The organism is Flavobacterium sp. CFBP9031, assembly GCF_034044945.1.
In the GTDB taxonomy this organism is placed as follows: Bacteria; Bacteroidota; Bacteroidia; order Flavobacteriales; family Flavobacteriaceae; genus Flavobacterium.
Window position 1 is genome coordinate 173,965 of the sequence record NZ_JAXCWF010000007.1, and the last position, 24,951, is coordinate 198,915.

Genomic DNA, 24,951 nt, shown 5'->3' on the forward strand with positions numbered 1-24,951 from the left:
TCGCTCAGCCTGACATAACTAAAATTAATAATCCTTTAATCTGTGGCAAAAAATAAATAAAAAATGAAAAAATCAATTATTGCATTATTAACGATTTTAGCGAGTCTTCAAATCAATGCTAAAATAAAACTGCCTGCATTGTTTACAGACAATATGATATTACAGCAAAAATCAAACGCACCAATCTGGGGCTGGGCAGAAAAGAACGCTAACGTCGTAATTAAAACTAGTTGGGATTCTAAAATCTATAAAGTAAAAGCAGATGCTTCAGGAAAATGGAAAACAGAACTACAAACTGTTTCTTTTGGTGGACCATACACGATTGAAGTTTCAGAAGGAAATGAAAAAGTGACCATCAAAAATGTTTTGCTTGGAGAAGTTTGGCTTTGTTCTGGACAATCGAATATGGAAATGCCTTTAAAAGGATTTCAAGGACAGCCAGTAAAAAATGGAAATGAAATTATCGTAAGATCAACTAATAAAAATATTCGTTTAATCACAATTCCAAGAGCGACAGTTTTAGAACCATTGCAAGATTTTGAAGGAAAATGGGAAGAAGCTTCTCCAAAATCAACTTCCAATTTTAGTGCAACGGCTTGGTATTTTGGATCGCTTTTACAGGAAGTTTTAAATGTTCCGGTTGGGTTGATTCATGTTTCGTACGGAGGTTCGAGCATGGAAGCATGGATGAATCAGGAAATGCTGAAAGATTTTGCAAGCGCTAAAATTCCGACCACAAAAGAAGAATTGGCAAAAGATCCAAATCGTGTTCCGACTACTTTATTTAACGGAATGCTTTCGCCTGTAATTGGTTACGGAATTAAGGGATGTATCTGGTATCAGGGAGAATCGAATTATGAAAGAGCTTCTGAATATACTGCTTTAATGAAGAAAATGGTTTCAAGTTGGAGAGCTTTATGGAAACAAGGAGATTTTCCGTTTTACTATGCTCAGATTGCACCGTTTAATTATGCTTCATTTCATCCAAAAGATTATTTAGAAAAATACAATTCGGCTTATTTGAGAGAAGCGCAGTTAAAGGCTTCAAAGGAAATTCCGAATTCAGCAATGGCAGTTTTAATGGATGTTGGAGAAGAAAATAACATTCACCCGATGGACAAAGAAAAAGGAGGAAACCGTTTGGCTTTTCAGGCTTTGGCAAGAACGTACGGAATTGAAGGTTTTGAATTCGAAAGTCCGAAATACAAATCGGTGGAAATAAAAGATGGAGATGTAACCGTTTCTTTTGATGATGTTGCAAACGGAATTACGTCTTACGATAAAGAAGTTTTAGGTTTTGAAATCGCAGGAGCAGATAAAGTCTTTTATCCAGCTAAAACAGTTGTAAGAAGAAAATCGGTGGTTCTGACTTCAGATAAAGTTAAGAATCCAGTTTCAGTTCGATATTTATGGAAAGATTTCGCGAAAGCGGAATTGTTTAGCGCAGGCGGTTTGCCGGTTTCTTCGTTTAGAACGGATGAATGGTAATTATGAATTGTGAATTGTGAATTGACACGTAGTTTGTCATTCTGAGAAACGAAGAATCACACTCGTAAATCGACAAAGATTTAAGACATTCTATGCGAAGTTTCTAGTGTGATTCTTCGTTCCTCAGAATGACAAGTAAGACTAAAAAAAAAACAGATAAAATTGAAATACATTAAATACATACTTCTCTTCACCACGCTTTGTATTAAAGCGCAAATCCCTACACTTGATAATTACAATCAGGTTTGGACAAAACAAAGCAACAATTCATCAGAATCGATGCCTTTGGGAGGCGGTGATATTGGCATGAATGTCTGGGTAGAGAAAGGTGATTTGTATTTCTATTTTTCACGAAGTGGTACTTTCGATGAACATAATACTTTATTGAAATTAGGGAGAGTAAAAGTAAGTTTGAGTCCGAATCCGTTTGAGGCAAAAGAAGGTTTTCATCAGGAATTAAAACTAAAAGACGGTTATGTTTTAGTTGGACAGAATGATACTAAAATCAAGCTTTGGGTGGATGTTTTTAAACCAATAATTCATGTTGATTTAGAAAGTAAAAATCCATTGAAAATGACAGCGTCTTATGAAAGCTGGCGTCATCAAAACCGTATTTCACAAGGAAAAGAAAATAACGCCAATTCTTATAAGTGGGCTCCTCAGGGCGATCTTGTCAATTTTAAAGATTCAATTGCTTTTGAAAATAATGGTGTCAAATTTTATCATAAAAATAGAGAAAATACTGTTTTTGATGTAGCCGTAAAACAGCAGAAAATGGAATCGGTTAAAGCCCAAATGTTGAACCCGATTGCGAATCTGACTTTCGGCGGATTTATGAAAGGCGAAAATTTAAAACCAAACGGAACTTACTTAGGTAAATACCAGTCAACTGATTTTAAAGGTTTTAATTTATCAAGCATAAAACCATCGAAAAAACATTCTTTAGAAATTTATTTAAACACGAACCAATCTGATTTTTCTACTTGGGATAATGGATTAAAAAGTTTGATTTCTCAAAATAAAAACACAGCAAAACAAGCTGAAAAAAACACTCAAAAATGGTGGAATAATTTCTGGAACCGCAGTTTTATTTTTATTCAAAAAAATCGATCGACTGCGAAAGATTCGGTTTATCAAATCGGACAAAATTATCAGTTGTTTCGTTATATGCTCGGATGTAATGCGTATGGAAAATATCCAACAAAATTTAACGGCGGACTTTTTACGGTTGATCCTGTTTTCACCAATAAAGACTTGAACTTTACTCCTGATTTCAGAAATTGGGGAGGAGGAACAATGACGGCTCAAAATCAGCGATTGGTTTATTTTCCGATGGTAAAAAGCGGTGATTTTGATATGATGAAATCGCAACTGGATTATTATTTGAGTTTGCAGAAAAATGCTGAATTGCGCTCGAAAATATATTGGAATCATAACGGAGCATCATTCACAGAACAATTAGAAAATTTTGGACTCCCAAATCCAGCAGAATACGAATGGAAACGTCCCGCAGATTACGATCCGGGAATGGAATATAATGCTTGGCTGGAATACGAATGGGATACCGTTTTGGAATTCTGTCAAATGATGTTGCAGCAGAAAGAATATGCTGGAGAAGATATTCAGAAATACAATCAATTCATTATAAGCTGTCTTCGTTTTTTTGATGAACATTATCAATATTTAGCCAAACAAAGAGGAAGAAAAGCATTGGATGGAAACGGAAAATTAGTTCTTTTTCCAGGTTCAGCTGCTGAAACTTATAAAATGACCAATAATTCGAATAGCACGATTTCGGCTTTGCAAGTTATTACAGAAAACCTTTTAAACCTTTCAGGAAATCAGTTGTCAAAAGAAGACGTTGAATATTTAAAAGCATTTCAAACGAGAATTCCGCCTTTAAATTTTGGACAAATCGAAAATCACAAAGTTTTACTTCCTGCCAAAACATGGGAAAGAGTAAATAATTCTGAAGTTCCGCAATTGTATCCCGTTTATCCGTGGGGAATTTGCGGTGTTGGGAAACCAGATTTAGAAACAGCTTTAAATACATGGAAATACGATTCTGATGCTTTAAAATTCAGAAGTCATATTGGATGGAAACAAGACAATATTTTTTCGGCTCGTTTAGGATTAACCGAAGAAGCAGCAAAATATAATACGCTAAAAATGGCCAATTCAGAAAGACGTTTTCCAGCTTTTTGGGGTCCTGGATTTGACTGGGTTCCAGATCATAATTGGGGCGGATCGGGAATGATTGGTATGCAGGAAATGCTTTTGCAGGAAGCAAACGGGAAAATCTATCTTTTCCCAGCATGGCCAAAAGATTGGAACGTTCACTTTAAATTACACGCGAAACAAAATACAACAATTGAAGCCGAACTTTTAAATGGAGAATTGAAGGTTTTAAAAGTAATTCCAAAAGAAAGAGAAAAAGACATTATAAATCTATTAGGAAAATCTGAAGCAGAGAAAACGAAATTAAACTAACTATTACCAAGCAAAAATGATAAAGAAATTAATAAGCGGTGCTGTTTTGTCCATGCTTTTGACCACAAATGGGCAGGCACAATCAGTCGCAAATACTGATAAACAAATTGTAAAAGTGGACTTTGATTTTTTTCAAAGAAGACTAGAAGAAGTTCATGATCCGAGTTATGATTCGTGGGTAATTAATGAAGGAAAAGAAGCCGAAAAATCATTTAATAATGTGTCTTTTAAGTTAAAAGGAAATTTTACTTCAAAATGGTACAAAGTCGGAATGAGTGCTCCGCATTACAATAGATTAGGAAGTGATGGATTGGTTACGGCTGAAAATTTAGAATTGAAAATCAGTGGGTTGAAAGCGGGAAAACATACACTTTTAACTTTCCATAACGCCTTTGATGTGATTACAGGAAAAACTTTTTCTCCAATTAAAATCTATGTAAACGGAAAACTTCAGGAAACCGTAAATGCGAGTCAGAGAGCCAATGCTAAAATTGATGCTTCGATGGCTTATATTGCTTTTAATGCCGAAAAGGGCAAAGACGTAATCGTTCGTTTTGAAATTGACCCAACTTCCAATCCTGATATTGTAAAACAGATTGTGATTAACGGTTTTGAAATTGATACGCCAAATTTGATGAATCAGGCTCGTACTCCAGAACCTAAAAATAGAGATGAACATGTTGAAGTGGGCAAAACTTTAACTCTAAAATGGGATGCTGTAAAAAATGTGGCCTCTCATAAATTGTATTTTGGTGAAGATAAAAATGCAGTAGAAAATGCTACTGAATCTTCAAAAGAATTTAAAGGAAAACTGACTGACAAATCGTATTCAGTTTCTGATTTATATTCAGGAACAACCTATTACTGGAGAGTAGATGAAGTAGATAATAATGGCGAAGTTACATTAGGAAATGTTTGGTCATTTAAACCGGCTCAATTGGCATTTCCAGGTGCAGAAGGTTACGGACGTTACGCAGTTGGGGGACGTGGCGGTAAAGTAATTGAAGTAACGAATTTAAATGATGATGGACCAGGAAGTTTACGTGATGCTATCAATCAAGAAATTGGACCGAGAACGATTGTTTTTAATGTTTCTGGAAATATAAAACTAGAATCGAGATTAGTGGCAAATCAGCCGTATATCACTATTGCGGGACAAACTGCCCCAGGCGAAGGAATTACGATTAGCAGAGCTCCAATAGGCTTGACAGGAAATGATGGTGTTATGAGATTTCTAAAAGTTCGTATCGGCGGAGGGAGAACATTCGATGGAATGGGATTAACGGGTGCAGATTATAGTATTATCGATCATTGCTCGATAAGCTGGACAATTGATGAGTCGTTTAGTTCACGTGGAGCGCATCACATTACGTTACAGCGAACTTTAATTTCTGAGGCGTTAAATGTTGCTGGACACGGTAAATATGAAGCTGGAAAAATGCACGGTTATGCAGCAACAATTGGCGGCGATATCGGAAGTTTTCATCATAACTTATTGGCTCACAATTACGGACGTAACTGGAGTATTGGCGGTGGTTTAAGTGGTGACGGATTTTACACTGGAAGATTGGATATCACAAATAATGTGGTGTACAATTGGGGGAAAAGAGCAACTGACGGTGGTGCAAACGAGGTAAATTTTGTAAATAATTATTATAAACCAGGAGCTTCAACAGCAATTTTTGTGGCGCTGAATGCACAGCATGAAGGCGTTGGAAAAGGTATGCAGCGCTATTATTTTGACGGAAATGTTATGCCAGGTTATTTTGATGAAAAATCTCAGGATAAAGGAAGAAAATTTACGACAACCAATAAAGAGAAAGTAGAATATGAAACTTTTGTTGACAAACCATTTTTTCCTTCGTATGTAAAAACGCAATCAGCTAAAGCGGCGTATAAAGATGTACTTTCTGATGTTGGAGCCAATCAGCCGTTTTTTGACAAACATGATAACCGAATTATTAATGAAACTTTAAAAGGAACTTTTACTTATAAGGGAAGTAAAAGCGGTTTGGGAGGTATGATTGATAACGAACAAGATGCAGGCGGATGGCCAAATTTTGTTTCAGAAACTCGTCCAGCAGATTGGGATACAGATCATGACGGTTTGCCAAACTGGTGGGAAAAAGCTTTTGGGTTAAACGAAAATTCACCAGCTGGAGATTTCTCAGATGCAAATCAAGATACTGATAAAGATGGATTTACACAGTTGGATAATTATTTAGACTGGTTGGCTCAGCCTCATTATTTTGTGAATTTAAAAGATAAAAAAACTTTAAACGCTGCAGATTATTTCAAAGGTTATGAAAAGAAACCTGTGTATACTTTCTCAGAGCTTAAAAATGGAAAAGTAGTTTTAAAAGGAAAAGAAATTCAGTTTACAACTGTTGAAAAAGGATTTGCTTCTTTCGTCCTAACGGTAAAAGATGCAGACGGAGATTCAATGAGCAGAACCATTAATTTCTTTGTAAACTAGAAAAGTTTCACGCAGATTTTGGCTGATTTAGGCAGATCTGCGCAGATTTTTTTAAAGAATAAAAATCAATAAATATCTGCTAAAATCTGCAAAATCTGCGTGAAAAAAAACAGATTAGGAGATTATAATAGATTAAAAGAAAAAAATAAATCAGCGCAATCTGATAAATCTGCGAAAAAAATTTAAACTCTCGCAGATTTAGCAGATCCAGCAGATTAAATTTATATCAAAATGAAAAAGAACATCATCATATCATCTCTATTGCTTTCAACTGTAATCTTTGCGCAGAACAAAGGTTTGGTTGCGAATTCAGAAAGTCCGTATTCGAAACTGCAAAGCGTTGGCCTACAAGATGTAAAATGGACAAACGGTTTTTGGAAAGAACAATTTGATGTAGAAACCAAAAATACATTGCCGTATATGTGGGATTTGTATCATAATGATGAAGTTTCGCATGCTTATAAAAACTTCGAAATTGCTGCAGGTTTAAGCAAAGGAACTTTCAAAGGACCTTCGTTTCATGATGGTGATTTCTATAAGATTTTTGAAGGAATGGCGGCAACGTATGCCGTTACAAAAGATAAAAAACTGGATACCGAAATGGATAAAGCTATTGCGCTTTTCGCGAAAGTACAGCGCAAAGATGGTTATATCCATACGCCAGTTTTAATCGATGAGCGCTGGGGAACTTTAGGCCCAGAAGAAGTGAAAAAACAATTGGGTTTTGAGAAATACAATATGGGACATTTAATGACTGCAGCTTGCATACATTATCGTGCCACAGGAAAAACAAACTTCCTGAATATTGCAAAAGGTGTTGCCGATTTCTTGTATGATTTCTATAAAAAAGCTTCACCAGAATTAGCTCGAAATGCGATTTGTCCGTCTCATTATATGGGAATTGTCGAAATGTACAGAACGACTAAAAATCCGAAATATCTGGAATTAGCCAATAATCTTATAGATATTCGCGGAACTACAAATGACGGAACCGATGACAATCAGGATCGAATTCCGTTTAGACAGCAGACAACCGCAATGGGTCACGCCGTAAGAGCAAATTACCTTTACGCCGGAGTTGCCGATTTGTATGCAGAAACAGGAGAAAAGAAATTATTAGACAATTTAGAATCAATTTGGGATGATGTAACGTATCGTAAAATGTACATTACTGGAGGTTGCGGTTCTTTATATGACGGCGTTTCTCCAGACGGAACTTCGTATGATCCAACTGTAGTGCAGAAAATTCATCAGGCATACGGAAGACCTTTTCAGTTGCCAAATGCAACGGCTCATACCGAAACCTGCGCCAATATTGGAAATGTGTTATGGAATTGGAGAATGCTTCAAATTACGGGAGACGCGAAATATGCTGATATTGTAGAATTAGCATTATACAATAGTGTGCTTTCGGGGATGGATTTAGAAGGAGAAAAATTCTTGTATAACAATCCGCTGAATGTTTCTAACGATTTGCCGTTTCATCAGCGTTGGGGGAATGAGCGTGAAGGCTATATTGCCTTATCAAATTGCTGTGCGCCAAACGTGACCAGAACAATTGCCGAAGTTGGAAATTATGCTTACAATATTTCGAAAGAAGGTTTGTATGTAAATTTATACGGAAGTAATCAATTGAAAACAAAATCTTTAAATGGAGAAGAAATCGAAATCGAACAGCAAACCAATTATCCGTGGGACGGAAAAATAACGCTCAAAATTGTAAAAGCTCCAAAAGATTTACAGAACTTCTTTTTAAGAATTCCAGGCTGGAGTCAGAATGCTGAAGTTTCGGTTAACAATTCTAAAATTACAGATAAAATAGTTTCAGGAACTTATTTGAAATTAAATCAAAAATGGAAGAAAGGAGATGTTATCGAATTGAACTTGCCAATGCCAGTTGAATTAATGGAAGCCAATCCGTTGGTTGAAGAAGTTAAAAATCAGGTCGCTGTAAAAAGAGGACCTTTGGTATATTGTTTAGAATCAGATCAGCTTCCTTCGAAAATAAGTGTAAATGATGTGGCTTTAAATTTGAAATCTAAATTTACGACTAACAATTTTATATTGAATAATAGAAATTTAGTAAGCATTGATGCAGAAGCTGTTATAAATTCGAATAATTCTTGGAATAAAACGTTGTACAAACCACTTTCTTCCAAAGATGCAACAGCGGTTCCAATAAAATTAATTCCTTATTTTGCATGGGGAAATAAAGGAAAAGGCGAAATGACGGTTTGGATGTCGCATTAAGTTTTGGACGCGGATGAAACGGATTGCCCTTGGCAAAACGCGGATTTAAACGGATTTTAACCCAACAGTTTGTCATTCCGAGGAACGAGGAATCTCCGCAAGTAGCTCCACATTATTAATCGCTAATCTTTGTCGAGCTACTTGCGGAGATTTCTCCCTACGGTCGAAATGACAAAAAAATAGATCAATAAGTAAACTATTAAAAAACATATGAAATACATTCTAACTCTGTTTTTAATAACAACAATTTCCCTATCAGCCCAAACACTCGATAATAAATTGGCATTGACCGTGGCTCAAGATGGTTCTGGAGATTTTAAAACCATTCAGGAAGCGGTAAATAATGTGAAAGACAATTCAGAAAAAAGAGTTGTAATTACTATAAAGCCAGGGAAGTATATTGAGAAATTGGAAATTCCGGTTTCTAAAACGTTCATTACTTTAAAAGGGACGGATAGAAATAAGACGATTATTTCATTTGATGATTATTCAGGGAAACCGCTTCGTGAACCAGATCCGTCGGGTAAAAAAGAATTTGGAACAGGAACTTCGTATTCTTTCATGATTAAAGGAAACGATTGTACGCTTGAAAATCTAACTGTCGAAAATACAGCAGGAAGAGTAGGACAGGCGGTTGCACTTCATATAAAGAGCGACAGGGTTATTGTGAAAAACTGTAATCTTTTAGGAAATCAGGATACACTTTATTTGTCGGAAGGAAATACTCGAACTTATTTTGAAAACTGTTTTATTAATGGTACAACCGATTTTATCTTCGGCGCTGCTTCGGCTTATTTTTATAAATGTACGATTGAAAGTTTAGTCAATTCCTATATTACAGCGGCTTCAACTCCGCAGGGACAAGCTTACGGTTTTGTTTTTGTTGATTGTAAGCTTACCGTAAAAGACAAATCGGTAGATAAAGTATTTCTGGGAAGACCTTGGAGACCTTATGCACAAACGGTTTTAATTAATACTGATTTAGGTTCGCACATTATGCCAGAAGGTTGGAATGCATGGATTGATACTCGATTTCCAGATAAGGATAAAACCGCTTATTATGCCGAATATGGAAGTAAAGGCTCGAGTGCCAAAGAATTGTCTCAACGTGTTTCTTGGTCGCATCAGTTAAAAAAAGAGGATGTACAGAAATATAATATAGATTTAGTTTTTAACGGATGGAATCCAAAAAAATAAACTCATGAAAAAGTTTAGATTTTTTACAATAACATTGTGCTCGGTTTTAATACTGAGCGCTTTTAGTTTTAAGTCGAAAGTAACGACCATTTATTTAATTGGAGATTCTACCGTTGCCGATTATTCGTTAGAAGAAAATTATAAAACTAAAAAATTTCCGCAAGTAGGTTGGGGACAAGTTTTTCAGCCTTTTTTTCAAAAAGACAGTTTAAAACTGGTAAAGAATGTTTTAGGTTCTGCCAAAGAAGTAAAAGTAGATGACCGTGCTAAAGGAGGAAGAAGTACAAGAACTTTTTTTCAGGAAGGGCGTTGGTCTTCGGTTTACCAATCTCTTCAAAAGGGAGATGTTGTCATGATGCAGTTTGGTCATAATGATGCTTCTGTAGAGAAAACAGAACGTTATGTAAATATTGAAGGTTACAAAGAGTTTCTTCGACTTTTTATTAATCAGACCAAAGAAAAAGGCGCGACACCAATTGTGCTTACTCCAGTTGCTAGAAATTATCCTTGGAAAGATGGGAAATTAAGTAATGTTCATGGGGATTATCCGCAAGCTGCTATTGAGGTTGCAAAGGAATTGAAGGTAAAATATATTGATCTGAATGAACTTTCGATGAATTTCTTCTCTTCAAAAGGTCATGAATATGTCACTACGAATTACTTTATGAATTTTGAAGCGGGTAAGTTTCCTGCTTTTCCAGAGGGACAAAAAGACAATACCCATTTCCAAACTCAGGGCGGAATTGAAGTTGCTCAATTGGTTTTTAACGCAATGAAGAAATTATAAATTTAAAAAAAGAAGGTAAGCCCGCTAATGATTGGATTTAGCGGGCTTTTTTTTGCTTTCCATCAATCAAAAATTAGAAAAAAAGCTATTTGCAATTTGTTGGTCAGAATTTACGTTTAAAAATATTTTTTTTTAGTAAAATAAATTAAGGTTTTTTTTGGAGTACCCTGTAGGTATCCTGTATTTGCTTTTGTAAGTTTTTTAATCTGAAAAAAATATACTTAGAGTATTTATCTCTATCGTTTTCGTAAAAATTAGTATTTTCTAAGCTATTATTTATCAGTAGTGATAGTAATTAGTTTTGCAGAATATATACTATATGTTTATTTTTGATAACAATCTTATTGTTTTTTAGTCAAAATGAGTTTTTAAATTTTGTTATAAGCAAACATTTGTCTTAAATATTTGGGTTCGTCTATTTTTTCCATTCGTTTTTTATTAATATTGTTTTTTTTGAGTGTTTTTTTTTGAAATAACATGATTAAAACAGGATAGAGCAGGACGGTTCTAATGTGTCATCGTCATATTTTTGGAATATTAAAATAAATGTGTTTTAAACATTTAATAAAATTAATTTAATATCCCATTAAGAAAAATTTTGTCAATATACGAAACGCATTAAACATGACTAACTAACAATTAATAACCTAACCAAAAAAAACATTTATGAAACAAGCACTTATAAAAAGATGTAGTTTTCTTTTGTTTGCACTGATGAGTGTATTGAGTTATGCTCAAAATCAAGTTACAGTAACGGGAACCGTTACAGACAATTTAGGTGGACTATTACCTGGAGTTAACGTAACTGAAAAATCTACCAAAAATTCAGTGACAACAGATTACAATGGAAAGTATCAAATTAAAGTTAAAAGCGGAGGGACATTAGTATTTTCTTTCATCGGAATGAAGAAAATAGAAATTCCTCTTAATAATCGTTCTATTGTTAATGCAAAAATGGAAGACGATTTTAATCAATTAGAAAATATTGTTGTAGTTGGTTACGGTAGTCAGAAGAAAAAAGAACTTACAGGAGCGATTGCTACTATTAAGGCAGATGACTTAATGGATTTACCTGTAACCAATTTATCTGACGCATTAAAAGGATTAGTTCCTGGTGTTACTGTTACGAGTGGTACTGGTCGTCCTGGTGATGCAGGAAGTGTTCAAATCCGTCAAACTTTTAGTTTATCTAAAGATGGAGGTTTTAGCACTCCTCTAATCATTATTGACGATATGATTCAGGTTGATCCAAGTAATGGTAAGCCTACATTGGAGCAATTCAACAGATTAGATCCTTCTGAGATTGAAAGTATTACGGTATTAAAAGATGGTTCTGCTGCAATTTACGGTTCGCGTGCTTCACAAGGAGCAATTGTTGTAAAAACAAAACGTGGTAAAGCTGGTAAAGCAAAGTTTTCATACAATAGCCAATTTGCAATAAATGATGCAGTGAGCCATAGTAAAGTATTGGATGCTTACGAATTTGGAGTTTTTAGCAACAGATTTTTTAAATCTAGAGTAGCTGCACCGGCTGTTATTGATCCAGCTACTATCTATTCGGATGCAGAATTGGAGCAAATGAAAGGTTTAAATTATAACTGGCTAAAAGAAGCTTGGAAACCAGCTATTCAGCAAAAACACTCTTTTAATGTGAGTGGAGGTACTGAAGATATTACCTATTTTGCAGGGGCAACTTATTTGACACAAGATGCAAACTTAGGAAATCAAAAATATGATAAATGGAACTTCCGTACAGGTATCAACGCGAAAATTGCTAAGAATTTAGATTTTTCTGCTTCTGTTTCTGGAAACGTTGGAACAGTTGATAAATCATTCACTAAAGCATCATCAAATATTAGTGATGGTAGTTATGCTTCTGCTGCTGGTGGAGAACAGGCAGATTACGGATTCTTGTTACACATGCCACAACACGTGCCTTGGGAAACAAATGTAGATGGTAAAAATTATTATGTTTCTCCATTTCCAAATTCAAACAAAAACTTCGGAAGCGCAAATGCAAACAATAATATTGCAGGATGGAACTATTTTGCCAATTTAAATAATGGTTCACATCAAGTTACCGATGATAATACATTCAATGTAAATGCTTCCTTAAATTATAAATTGGCTGCAGTTAAAGGATTATCTTTCAAAGTTACGTATTCAAGAAATCAAAGTTCAGCTTACACAGAGCAAATTCAATTGCCTTATGATTTAGTTAGAATTAGAGATTATCAACTTCAAGACAAACACTTAGCAAGTGCTGCTAATCCTAGTTTTTATAATGCAACAACAAATCCAACAGGTAGTTATATTTTAGAGACGAATGTAAGAAACTCGAGAGTGTATTATAACAATACAGACGGTAAAAGTACTCAAGGAGATTTCATGATTAACTATGACAGAACTTTTGGAGATCATCAAATTGGAGCCATGGTAGGTGGTGAAGCTTCTGAAGTATACAATACATTTACACGTTTGGCTTATGAGCAAACAGGTAAAGATTATTTAGGAGATTATCGTACAGCTGGTACATTAAGCCTTTCTAATAGCCAGGCTACAAAAGTTGAAGGAGGAACGTTATCTTACTTTGGACGTTTAAATTATAGCTTTAAACAAAAATATTTATTCCAGTTTATTTTACGTAGTGATGCTTCGACAAAATTTGCACCAGAGAATTATTGGGGAACTTTCCCATCTGTTCAAGTGGGTTGGGTAATGTCTAAAGAAAATTGGTTTGAAAAAGGATTGCCTTGGGTTGACTTCTTTAAAATTCGTTACTCTATTGGTAAAACAGGAAAAGATAATATTCAGCCTTGGAGATGGGAGCAATATTATGATCTTATCGTAGACAAAGGTTTTCAGTTTGGACCTGGTACAGCAACGAGTGGTGGTGGATTTAATGGAAATGGTTTGACTCCTAGAGTAAATCCAAATAGAAATGTAACATGGGACACTACTATAAAAAACAACATTGGACTTGATATTAATTTGTTGAAAAACAGATTAAACTTTACTTATGATTTTTATTACGATAAAAATACAGATATGTTAACAGACATGAGCAGTGCTGTAGGTGTGCCAATCTCTGTAGGAGGAGCTTATGCTGAACAAAACTATGGTCAAATTGACGCATGGGGACATGAATTTGCTATTAACTGGAGTGATAAGATAAAAAGTAACATGAGTTATAATGTTGGAATCAACTTTAGCTACAATAATAATGAAATCAAAAAATATCCAGATCAAGGAAATCTTGTTCCGTCAAGTAATACGACACGTGTAGGATATTCATCATTTAATCCAGTATGGGGATTTGCAGTTTGGAAAGGAACTTCAACAGGAGATGGTATTTTACGTACAGATGAAGATATTGCAAATTACTGGGCTTATTTAACAGAGCGTGCTACAGCAGTTGGAGGAGTGCCAAGATATTTCGATATCAACTCTGTTTCTGGAATGAGAAAAGGATCTTTGGCTTATCAAGATGTTGCTGGACAACTTAATCCAGATGGAACATTAGCGCCAGCAGACGGACAAATCATGAAAGAGAATGATTATGTGAAATTGGCTAACAGCAGTAGAACTTATGGTTTTACAACCAATTTAGGATTTAAATATGATGGATTCTCTTTGAGAACTCAAATCGCAACTTCTTGGGGAGGAGCTAATTTTGTAGACTTAGTAAATCAAGGTACATCATCTGCAAACAATATGTGGTCTCGTGAGAGTTTCTGGAGAGATATGTATGATGCTGAGGATAATCCAAATGGTAAATATCCAAACGTAGCACAATGGACCTATATGTCTAGTCCATCAGATTTCTGGCAGCTAAACACTTTCCGTTGTTTTGTTCGAAACTTAAGTCTTAACTATGACATCCCTAAGAAAGTTTTTGCAGATACAAAAATTGCTGCTATAACGCTGGGAGTAACAGGTAATAATCTTTGGGATTTATACAATCCTTATCCAGATCATTATAGAAATATGTATGATAATTCTTCTGTAAATTATCCTACACTTAGAACTTGGTCGCTTAATTTTAACGTATCATTCTAATCAAAATTAAAAGAAACTATGAAAACACCATTTAAATATATAACACTATCACTATTGCTTGCTGTAGGTGCTGCTTCTTGTAGTGATGATTTTCTAAAGGATAAGAAAGGTTATGGCTTTTACGATGATACATTCTACCAAACACAAGAGCGTGCACAAGCCTATGTAGACAATCAATATTATGATTTTTATAATGCTTATAAGTCACCAACTGCTACAATTATTGGTTCTTATACAGATGCAAATTCAAGATTGACAGAAGAGTTAGGTGGAACACAAGATTTTATCAATCCGAACAAAACACTTATAAACTCAGCTGATGCAAGTGGTTATTATGGAGCTAAATTGGCAACTAGTATCAATAACCATCCATACAACAGAATTAGAGAATGTAATGCCTTTTTAGAAGACATTGATGTAAAAGGTTCAAATTTGGATAAAACATTCCGTGATCAAGCAAAAGGGCAGATGTATTACATGCGTGCCATGCAGTATTTTGATCTAATGCGTGTTTATGGAGGAGTTCCTATTGTAACAACTGTTCAAGATGCATCGGCTACTGATGCTGCAATTCAGTTACCTAGAGCAAAAGTTTCTGAAGTTGTAGCGCAAATCGTTAGCGATTTAGACATGGCAGCAAGTTTATTACCTAGTAACTGGGGAGCTGCAGCTTACGGACGTTTTACTAAAGGAGCTGCGATGGCTCAGAAATCTAGAGTACTTTTAACATTTGCAAGCCCTTTATTTAATAAAAATTGGGACGGTTCAAACGAACGTTGGGAAGCGGCTTTGAAAGCAGGATTAGAAGCAGAAGCTCAATTGACTGCCGATGGTTACGGATTATATGGAAGCACTGCAAAACAATGGGAACAAATGTTCTTGATTGATAATGCTTTCTGTTCAGAAGCAATCACAGTGCAACTTTGCGGATTTGGTGTTACTTCTCAAGCAATTAATAACTCTTGGGAAAAAGGAATCCGTTTATTGAGTTTAGGTGGAACAGGTGGAGGAGTTGCTGCTCCAAAAGAAATGATTGATTTATTCCCGATGGCAAATGGTAGTAGACCAACTGCCGCAAACGGTTACAATGATTTTACTTTCTTCGTAAATAGAGATCCTAGATTTTACAGAACTTTTGCCTTCTCTGGTTCTAAATGGGGAAGCAAAGAAACTCCAAATAGTGTTCTTTGGGCTTACCGTTGGTTAGATGGTTCAAATAAAGCAGGGTTTTCAGATGGGAATACTGCAATATCAAGTCCAGCATTCGTAAGAAAAATGACGAATACTGCGGCTAGTAAAGAAACAAACTTCCAGTATTCTGGTACAGATATTTATGAATATCGTTATGCTGAATTATTATTAAACATTGCAGAATGTTATGCTGCTTTAGGTCAAACTAGTAATACTATAGCTTATTTAGGAAGAATTAGAAATCGTGTTGGTATTCCTTCAGCAAACAATTACGGAATTGGAACCCTTTCTGACAAGTATCAAGCAATTGAAGCCGTTTTATATGAGCGTAGAGTAGAATTAGCTTATGAAGGAAAACGTTTTTGGGATGTTCAAAGATGGATGTTATATGATAACGAAGTATTGCCTGGAGTTACAGGAGGTACTGTAAGTAAATTAGGTTTAACACCAATTAACGGAACAAAACGTACTGGTAACTTTTTACAATATAGAGTGGCAACATCTTCGGCAACTACAGACCCTTTGACTAGTGCTCGTGCAAATGTAGTAGCAGATCCAGATGCGGCAAATTTCCAAGCTCAATTAGCAACGTTGGCAACATTTTATAATACAAACTTTATCCGTACAGCATTGGTTACGCCTATGGATAACTTTAATGGAGCTCCGGTTAATATCAAATTCAATCCTAACTATTATATTAATGGTTTAAATACAACGGCTTTAACTGCAAATCCTTGGCTATTACAAACTATTGGTTGGAATGATAACTTTGGTGGACTAGGTACTTTCAATTATCAAGAATAGATTTTTATTAAAAAAACAGAAATATTACAAAGCTTTTCACCTGTATTCGTCAAAAGATACAGGTGATTTGTTTAAAAAGAATTACCACAACTAGAAATTAACATGAAAAATTCCGCATTATTTATCGCATCATCTCTGCTTTTTTTAGGAAGTGCAAAATGTTTTGCCCAATATCCGAAGATAAGTCCAGAAGTTCAGGCTCAAGAAAAAGCAATTAAAGAAGAAGCTCAAAGACTTTCTGATGAAGCTTGGACAAAAGCTTTAGTTGTTATTGAAGAAGAAGCAAAACAAGGAAAACCATATATCCCGTGGGCAGCTAGACCAACCGATTTACCTCAGGCAGAAATTCCTGCTTTTCCAGGTGCTGAAGGTGGTGGAATGTACACTTTTGGAGGTCGTGGCGGAAAAGTGTATACAGTCACAAGTCTAGAAGATCGCGGACCAGGAACTTTACGTGAAGCTTGCGAACAAGGTGGAGCGAGAATCGTGGTATTTAACGTTGCTGGAATTATTAGATTAAAAAGTCCGTTGATTATTCGTGCGCCTTACATTACAATTGCAGGACAAACAGCTCCTGGCGATGGTGTTTGTATCGCTGGAGAATCAACTTGGATTGATACGCATGACGTAATTATCAGACACGTACGTTTCCGTCGCGGAGAAACTTTCGTAGGTCGTCGTGACGATGCTATCGGAGGAAATCCTGTTGGAAACATCATGATCGATCACGTTTCTGCAACTTGGGGATTAGACGAAAACATGTCAATCTACAGACACATGTACAATCCAGGACCAGGTTACCCAGATATTAAAGTTGGAACGGTAAATATCACGATCCAAAACAGTTTATTTGGAGAAGCTCTTGATACTTATAATCACGCTTTCGGAAGTACTTTAGGTGGAGAAAATTGTTCTTTCATGAGAAATATGTGGGCTAACAATGCAGGAAGAAACCCTTCTATCGGTTGGAATGGAATTTTCAACTTCGTAAATAACGTAGTTTTCAACTGGTATAACAGATCTACAGATGGTGGAGATTATACGGCTAATTACAACATCATCAACAACTTCTACAAGCCAGGTCCTGTAACCGATTTGACGCAGCCAATCAGCTATAGAATTTTAAAACCAGAATCGGGAAGAAGTAAATTGCCTTATGTGGTTTTCGGAAGAGCTTACGTAAACGGAAATGTTATTGACGGAAACGAGAAAGTGACTAAAGATAACTGGGATGGTGGAATTCAGCTAGAGAATAAAAAAGGGGAATTAATGACTTACGATGAAGCAAAAGAATATTTTGCTAAAATGAAAGCAGCTAAGCCTTTTCCGATGCCATGGTTTCGTCCATTCATGAAAGCAGATGAAGCATATGAATTTGTTCTTAAAAATGTTGGAGCAACACTGCCAATTAGAGATAAAGTGGACGAAAGAATTGTAAGAACTGTAAAAACTGGAGTTCCAGAATATGCAAAAGGATTAGAGAAAAAGACTTTCTACCAATTCGAACACAGACGTTTACCGATGGATTCTTATAAAAAAGGAATCATTACCGACATTTCTCAAGTTGGCGGATATCCAGAATACAAAGGAAAACCTTATGTAGATACTGACAAAGACGGAATGCCAGATGCATGGGAGAAAAAATACGGTTTAAATCCGAATGATCCATCTGATGCTCAAGGAGATTTAAATGGAGATGGATATACCAATATCGAAGATTACATCAACGGTGTAAATCCTGCGATAAAAGTAGACTGGAAAGATTTGGCTAATAACAAAGAAACATTAGTTAGACCTTTATTAGATTTAAAATAAGGAACAATTTTTGAAAACATTCCTGTTTTAAAGTAAACAGGAATGTTTTCAAAAAAAGCCTGAAAGGCTCAAAGCAACAACAAAGGACAACGTCCTTTGTATAATAGAATGGAAGCAAAAAAAGCCCTGAAAGGGCGAAAGCAATTAATGAAATATGGACAAAGGCTTACGCCCTTTCAGGGCTATGCCTACATGATTGTGAGTCATAGGATGTTATCCTATGGTGTTGCTTAAAGGCCGTTGGCCTTATGATTGAGTTTAAAACTTCACTAAAAAGAAAAAGAATGGCACTAAATAAAATAAATGCTAGTTTATTATCTCTGGTTTTTGCATTTTCAAGTTTAAATGCACAACAGCATTTAGATCCTGAATATGTAAAAGTTACCAACGAAAGAGCTGCAAAAATCGTTACCAAATTAGATTTGAAAAACGAAGCAAAAGAAAAAGCAGTTTCAAATATCATCGCGCAGCAATTTAGAGATCTAACTGAAATTCAGGACGGAAGAGACGCTGAAATCAAAAAAGTAAAAGAAGATGCTTCTTTAGCAAAAGAAAAGCAAAACGAAAAGATTGATAAACTGAAAGCAAAAGCTGACGAATCAATTGCAAAACTGCATAAATCTTACATCAAAAAATTAAGTAAAGAATTATCAGAAGATAAAATTACTGAAGTTAAAGACGGAATGACTTATGGAGTGCTTCCTATTACAGTTGCAGGTTACAATGATATGCTTCCAAATTTAACAGCAGAACAAAAAGACTATATCTACAAAGCTTTAGTTGAAGCGAGAGAACATGCAATGGATGCAGGTTCATCTAAAGAAAAACACGGCTGGTTTGGTAAATACAAAGGAAGAATCAACAACTATTTATCAAAACAAGGTTACGATCTTAATAAAGAAAGTAAAGATTGGCATGAACGTGTTGAGCAAAGAGAGAAAGCGAAGAATTAGTCTTTAGTAATTAGTGATTAGTTCTTAGTAGCTAGTGGTCATATATTTAGTTATTTAAGAATTATAATAATATTAAAAATGCTAATTGCTAAGAACTAAAAACTCAACACAAAAGCTAATCACTAATTACTAAAAGCTAATTACTAAAAGCTAATTACTAAAAGCTAATTACTAAAAGCTAATTACTAATAGCTAATCACTAAAAAACTAACTACTATTAACTACAACCACACACAATTCAATGCAAAATATTTTCCCAAACCATACTTTAAAGAGAACATTTATGGCGTTGTCATTTTGTTCACTTGTTTCATCGGCGTATGCCCAATATCCTGTAATTCCAAAACCTGTTCAGGAAAAAGCAGATGCTATTTTAGCTGATGAAGAAAAAAGGCTGAGCGAAATCTGGAATGCTAATCTTCATATAATCAAAGAAGAAGCAAAACAAGGAAAACCATATTTGCCTTGGGCTTCGTATCCTAAAGATTTTGTTTTTGCAGATATTCCTGCCTTTCCAGGTGCTGAAGGAGGTGGAGCCTACACACAAGGTGGACGTGGCGGAAAAATATTTGTGGTTACTAGTTTAGAAGACAGCGGAAAAGGAACTTTCCGTGAAGCCTGCGAAGCGGTTGGAGCGAGAACAATTGTTTTCAACGTTTCAGGAATTATTCAATTGAAAAAAAGAATCAGCATGCGTGCGCCTTACGTGACCATTGCCGGACAAACGGCTCCGGGTGACGGAATTTGTATTGCGGGAGAGACTTTAGAAATTGATACACATGACGTTATCATCAGACACATGCGTTTCAGACGTGGTGCAACCGAAGTAACAAGAAGAGACGATGCTTTGGGCGGAAATCCAATGGGAAATATTATTGTAGATCACTGCTCTGTAAGTTGGGGACTAGACGAAAATATCTCTTTGTACAGACATCAGTTTGCAGCTAATGCAAAATCAAAACTAGAAAAATTACCGGCTTGTAATATCACGATTCAAAACACCATTTCATCAGAAGGTTTAGATACGTACAATCACGCTTTCGGAAGTACAATCGGCGGATTAAATAGCACTTTTATGCGCAACTTATGGGCAGATAATATTTCTAGAAATGCTTCTATCGGAATGTATGGCGACTTTAATTTTGTAAATAACGTAGTATTCAATTGGTGGAATCGTACTCTTGATGGTGGTGATTATCGTTCGATGCTGAACATCATCAACAATTATTTCAAACCAGGTCCAATAACGCCGCAAAACGAGCCTATTGCACATAGAATTGTAAAACCTGAATCTGGATATATTGAACCAAAACAATACGGAAGAGCCTATGTTTCAGGAAACTTTATTGTTGGTTCTCCAGAAGTTACGGCAGACAATTGGAATGGCGGTGTACAATTGGAAAACCTTCCAGAAGCAGAAACAAAAGAATTTTTAGCAGCTATTAAACAGCCAAAACCTTTCTCAATGCCAAAATTCAATATCATGTCGGCAGAAGAAGCTTATGATTTTGTTTTGACGAATGTTGGAGCTACAATTCCGAAAAGAGATGCGGTTGATGAAAGAATTATCAAACAAGTTAAAACTGGAAAAATCGAAGTAAAAGACGGTTTAGAAAATAATATCGGAAAAGAATATATCAAAAGAAGATTACCAGCTGATTCATATAAAAAAGGAATCATAACACATCCTGACCAAGTTGGCGGCTATCCAACTTACAAAGGAAAAGCCTATAAAGATTCAGACAATGATGGAATTCCAGATGCTTGGGAAAAGAAATTTGGTTTAAACCCAAATGATGCTTCAGATGCTAACAAAGATGCAAACGGAGACGGATATACGAACATCGAAAAATATTTTAACGGTATCGATCCAAACAGTAAAACAGATTGGACGAAAATCGAAAATAATACGGATACATTAGCGAAGCTGAAATCATTGTTGCAATAAGAGTTAGAAAATAGAGTAAAGAATATAGAAAATAGACATTAGAAAAAATGATTTAGCTTTGAAGAAATCTATATTCTTTACTCTATTTTCTATATTCTAAACATTTCTAAAAAATAATAAGGTGAATTTTATCCAGTTAAAAAATACAATCTCCCTTCAAAAAGATAAAATAGTTTTGTCTGGTTTGGCGATGCTTTTCAGTATAAACATCACAGCCCAAAACAATTTCCCAGACATAATAAAAACCAAAGAGGGAAAACTTTCTTTTACAACAGATAATCAAGGAAACCAAATCCCAGATTTTTCTTTTGCAGGATATCGAAACTCTGAAGTTGCAATTCCGAATTTAGAAAACAAAATTTTTGTTTCTAGACAAGAAGAAGACGCAACTCAGAAAATCCAAAATGCAATTGATTATGTAGGTTCATTAAAACCAGATAAATCAGGATTTCGCGGAGCAGTTTTGTTAGACAAAGGAACTTTCAAAATCAGCGGAACATTATACATTAGGAAATCGGGAGTAGTTTTAAGAGGAAATGGCAATGCCGAAAATGGAACTGTACTTTTAGGAACCGGATTAGAAAGAGAAGCTTTAATTAGAATTTTAGGTGTAAACGATAAAGTATACAAAGATTCATTTGAATTCGCTAACGGATACACACCACTTGGAACTCAGAAAATTCAATTAAAAAATACAGCAAAATTAAAAGTTGGCGATGAAATCGAAATCAGCAAACCTTTAACGGATAATTTCATTAAAGAAGTAAACATGCAGGATTTCGGTGGAGAAACTTCTTGGATTGGATGGAAAAAAGGCGATTGGATAACAACTTGGAATCGTGTCGTAACCAAAATTAACGGAAACGAAGTAACTGTAAATGCACCAATCACTATGTCTTTGGATGATGTTTTAGGAACTTCAAAAGTTACCATTTATTCATGGTCAGGAAGAATCGAAAATACAGGAATCGAAAATATCTTAATAAAATCAACTTACAATCTTTCAAATTTAAAAGATGAAGAACATAGATGGCAGGCCATCAGCATTGAAAACACGAGAAACGCTTGGGTTAAACAAGTTAATTTCAAACACTTTGCAGGCGGAGCCGTTACGATTTTAAAAACAAGTCAGCAAATTACGGTTGAAGATTGTATTGCGACAGAACCAATTTCAGAAATCGCTTCATTCAGAAGACATACCTTTTATACGGAAGGCCAGCAGACTTTATTCCAGCGCTGTTATTCAGAATTTGGATATCATGATTTCGCTGTGGGCGGATTCGGAACAACTGGTCCAAATGCCTTCGTTCAATGCGAATCACATTTGCCATTCGAAAACAGTGGCGCAATTGGAAGCTGGGCAACTGGAGTTTTATTTGACATTGCCAATATCGACGGAAAAGCATTAAGCTACAATAACAGAGAACAAGGCGGAAGAGGCGCTGGATGGACAGCAGCTAATTCTGTAATCTGGGAATCATCGGCTTCAAAAGTAGAATGTTACAGCCCGCCAACAGCACAAAACTGGGCTTTTGGAGTTTGGGGGCAATTTGGAGGAAACGGACATTGGAAAGACGTTAACGGACACATCAGTCCAAGAAGTTTATTCTACACGCAGTTAGAAGCTAGATTAGGAAAACTTCCAGTTCAGCCATTTATTTACGATTTAGGTTCAGAACCATCTTCAAGTCCAAGTTTAGAAGTCGCTGCAGAATTGACTAAAAATGCTGCTACAACCGCAAAAAGTTTACAAGAATGGATTGCAGAAGCTTCAAAAGCAAATCCAATAAATACAGAAAGTAAAGGTTTAAAAAATGCAAATGATTTAAAAGTTGCTTCAAATAAAACAGAAAAATCAACTTCAAAAGTAACTACAGAAAATGGCTGGTTAACTTTTGAAGGAAAAGTAATTGCAGGAAAACAAACCAACGTTGCTTGGTGGAGAGGAGATTTAACCGATGATTTCGTAAACAAATCAACACCGCACATCACGCGTTTTGTACCAGGAAGAACAGGAAACGGATTGACGGATAAAGTACAAGAAACGCTAGATTATTTAACTAAAAACAATATCGTTGCCTTAGAACACAATTACGGTTTATGGTACGACAGAAGAATGGACGATCACGAACGTGTTCGCCGAATTGATGATGACGTTTGGCCACCGTTTTACGAACAACCTTTCGCCAGAAGCGGAAAAGATTTCGCTTGGGATCATTTAAGCAAATACGATTTAACAAAATTCAATGATTGGTATTGGAGCCGTTTAGCGCAGTTTGCAACGCTGGCAGAACCAAACGGACAACTGTTAATCAATCAACAATATTTTCAGCATAATATTTTAGAAGCCGGAGCGCATTGGGCAAGTTCACCTTGGCGTTCAGCAAATAATATTAACAGTACAGGATTTCCTGAGCCACCGCCTTACGCAGGAGACAAACGTATTTTTATGGCAGAGCAGTTTTATGATATTACGAATGCGCAAAGAAGAAAATTACACGAAGGTTTCATCAGAAAATCATTCGAGAACTTTCAGGAAAACAGTAACGTAATCCAGTTAACAAGTGCCGAGTATACAGGTCCGTTACATTTTATGGAATTCTGGTTAGACCAAGCCCAAAATTGGAAAGACGAAACTGGTAAAAAAGGATTAATTGGATTAAGTGCTACAAAAGATGTACAAGATGCGATTTTAAATGATGCTAAAAGAGTAAAAACCGTTGATGTAATTGACATTCGTTATTGGTATTACAAAGAAGACGGTTCTGCTTATGCACCGCAAGGAGGCGTTAATTTAGCGCCAAGACAGCACGCCCGAAAACTAAAAACCGGAAAAGAAACAGACAATCAGGTTTATCGTGCCGTTCGTGAATACCGAGAAAAATATCCAGAAAAAGTGATATTATATTCAACAGATGGTTCGTCAAGATTTGGATGGCCGGCTTTAATGGCGGGAGCTTCAATGCCAAACATTCCAAAAATTGAACTGCCACAGTTTTATATCGCTTTAAGCGAAATGAAATTAGTTGAAGGAAATTCGTTTTCAGATAATATTTGGAAATTAGAAAACAAGGGAAAAAGCTATCTTTTTTACTTGAAAAACGAGCAAGATATCACAATCGATTTATCAAACGAAAAAGGAACATTTGAAGTATTTGCCATCAATGCAACAACAGGAAATATAACGAAAAAAGCCAACATCAGCGGAGGAAAACAAGTAACAATTCCACAAGCTGAAATAAATGAAAAAGTGCTTTTTGTAGTGAAAAAATAAAAGAAGGGTTTGCCACGAATTAGCACGAATTTAATTTTGAATTAAATCTGCTCAATCTGAAAGATCTGCGAGAGTAAATTTTTCACGCAGATTTAAAAAAGATAAAAGCAGATTCAACAGATTTTTAAATTTTGATCTGCGTAGATCAGCCAAAATCTGAGAAATCTGCGTGAAACAATAAACACAAGCAGAATAAAAATTAGTGAAAATTCGTGTAAT

General features: G+C 35.5%; 12 protein-coding genes. All 12 read left to right on the forward strand.

Annotation, left to right across the window (positions count from 1 at the left end; translation table 11 throughout):
- Window positions 1-63: 63 nt before the first annotated feature.
- The 12 genes from SOM12_RS13585 (at window position 64) to SOM12_RS13640 (ending at window position 24,732) form a co-directional block, all read left to right on the forward strand.
- Window positions 64-1,488: a sialate O-acetylesterase gene (locus SOM12_RS13585; protein WP_320493806.1), complete on the forward strand. Its 1,425-nt coding sequence runs from the start codon at window positions 64-66 to the stop codon at window positions 1,486-1,488.
- 162 nt (window positions 1,489-1,650) lie between these two features.
- Window positions 1,651-3,978, forward strand: coding sequence for a DUF5703 domain-containing protein (locus tag SOM12_RS13590; RefSeq protein ID WP_320493807.1), 2,328 nt, complete (start codon window positions 1,651-1,653; stop codon window positions 3,976-3,978).
- A gap of 16 nt (window positions 3,979-3,994) precedes the next feature.
- Entirely contained in the window at window positions 3,995-6,454 is a 2,460-nt protein-coding gene (locus SOM12_RS13595) for a T9SS C-terminal target domain-containing protein (RefSeq protein ID WP_320493808.1), read from the forward strand.
- A gap of 231 nt (window positions 6,455-6,685) precedes the next feature.
- Window positions 6,686-8,704 (forward strand): aceric acid hydrolase, encoded by a 2,019-nt coding sequence (locus SOM12_RS13600; RefSeq protein ID WP_320493809.1) that lies wholly within the window; start codon window positions 6,686-6,688, stop codon window positions 8,702-8,704.
- Window positions 8,705-8,914: 210 nt separating this feature from the next.
- Window positions 8,915-9,901: a pectinesterase family protein gene (locus tag SOM12_RS13605; protein WP_320493810.1), complete on the forward strand. Its 987-nt coding sequence runs from the start codon at window positions 8,915-8,917 to the stop codon at window positions 9,899-9,901.
- Window positions 9,902-9,905: 4 nt separating this feature from the next.
- Entirely contained in the window at window positions 9,906-10,688 is a 783-nt protein-coding gene (locus tag SOM12_RS13610) for a rhamnogalacturonan acetylesterase (protein WP_320493811.1), read from the forward strand.
- A gap of 666 nt (window positions 10,689-11,354) precedes the next feature.
- Window positions 11,355-14,747 carry a SusC/RagA family TonB-linked outer membrane protein gene (locus SOM12_RS13615; protein WP_320493812.1) on the forward strand — a complete coding sequence of 1,131 codons (3,393 nt, stop codon included), beginning with the start codon at window positions 11,355-11,357 and terminating at the stop codon, window positions 14,745-14,747.
- 18 nt (window positions 14,748-14,765) lie between these two features.
- Window positions 14,766-16,742, forward strand: coding sequence for a RagB/SusD family nutrient uptake outer membrane protein (locus SOM12_RS13620; RefSeq protein WP_320493813.1), 1,977 nt, complete (start codon window positions 14,766-14,768; stop codon window positions 16,740-16,742).
- Between the two features lie 102 nt (window positions 16,743-16,844).
- A complete protein-coding gene (locus tag SOM12_RS13625; RefSeq protein ID WP_095930348.1) occupies window positions 16,845-18,557 on the forward strand; it encodes a polysaccharide lyase in 1,713 nt (570 codons plus the stop codon).
- Window positions 18,558-18,841: 284 nt separating this feature from the next.
- Window positions 18,842-19,510, forward strand: a complete 669-nt coding sequence (locus SOM12_RS13630) for a DUF3826 domain-containing protein (protein ID WP_320493814.1) — start codon at window positions 18,842-18,844, stop codon at window positions 19,508-19,510.
- Window positions 19,511-19,751: 241 nt separating this feature from the next.
- Complete coding sequence (locus SOM12_RS13635) at window positions 19,752-21,458, forward strand: polysaccharide lyase (RefSeq protein WP_320493815.1); 1,707 nt, start codon at window positions 19,752-19,754, stop codon at window positions 21,456-21,458.
- A 121-nt stretch (window positions 21,459-21,579) separates the two neighbouring features.
- Complete coding sequence (locus SOM12_RS13640) at window positions 21,580-24,732, forward strand: DUF6298 domain-containing protein (protein WP_320493816.1); 3,153 nt, start codon at window positions 21,580-21,582, stop codon at window positions 24,730-24,732.
- Window positions 24,733-24,951: the final 219 nt, after the last annotated feature.

Bases quoted from the DNA above. Each gene is read 5' to 3' on its own strand.
- SOM12_RS13585 (WP_320493806.1), top strand. From the start codon at position 64: ATGAAAAAATCAATTATTGCATTATTAACGATTTTAGCGAGTCTTCAA.
- SOM12_RS13595 (WP_320493808.1), top strand. From the start codon at position 3,995: ATGATAAAGAAATTAATAAGCGGTGCTGTTTTGTCCATGCTTTTGACC.
- SOM12_RS13600 (WP_320493809.1), top strand. From the start codon at position 6,686: ATGAAAAAGAACATCATCATATCATCTCTATTGCTTTCAACTGTAATC.
- SOM12_RS13605 (WP_320493810.1), top strand. From the start codon at position 8,915: ATGAAATACATTCTAACTCTGTTTTTAATAACAACAATTTCCCTATCA.
- SOM12_RS13610 (WP_320493811.1), top strand. From the start codon at position 9,906: ATGAAAAAGTTTAGATTTTTTACAATAACATTGTGCTCGGTTTTAATA.
- SOM12_RS13615 (WP_320493812.1), top strand. From the start codon at position 11,355: ATGAAACAAGCACTTATAAAAAGATGTAGTTTTCTTTTGTTTGCACTG.
- SOM12_RS13620 (WP_320493813.1), top strand. From the start codon at position 14,766: ATGAAAACACCATTTAAATATATAACACTATCACTATTGCTTGCTGTA.
- SOM12_RS13625 (WP_095930348.1), top strand. From the start codon at position 16,845: ATGAAAAATTCCGCATTATTTATCGCATCATCTCTGCTTTTTTTAGGA.
- SOM12_RS13630 (WP_320493814.1), top strand. From the start codon at position 18,842: ATGGCACTAAATAAAATAAATGCTAGTTTATTATCTCTGGTTTTTGCA.
- SOM12_RS13635 (WP_320493815.1), top strand. From the start codon at position 19,752: ATGCAAAATATTTTCCCAAACCATACTTTAAAGAGAACATTTATGGCG.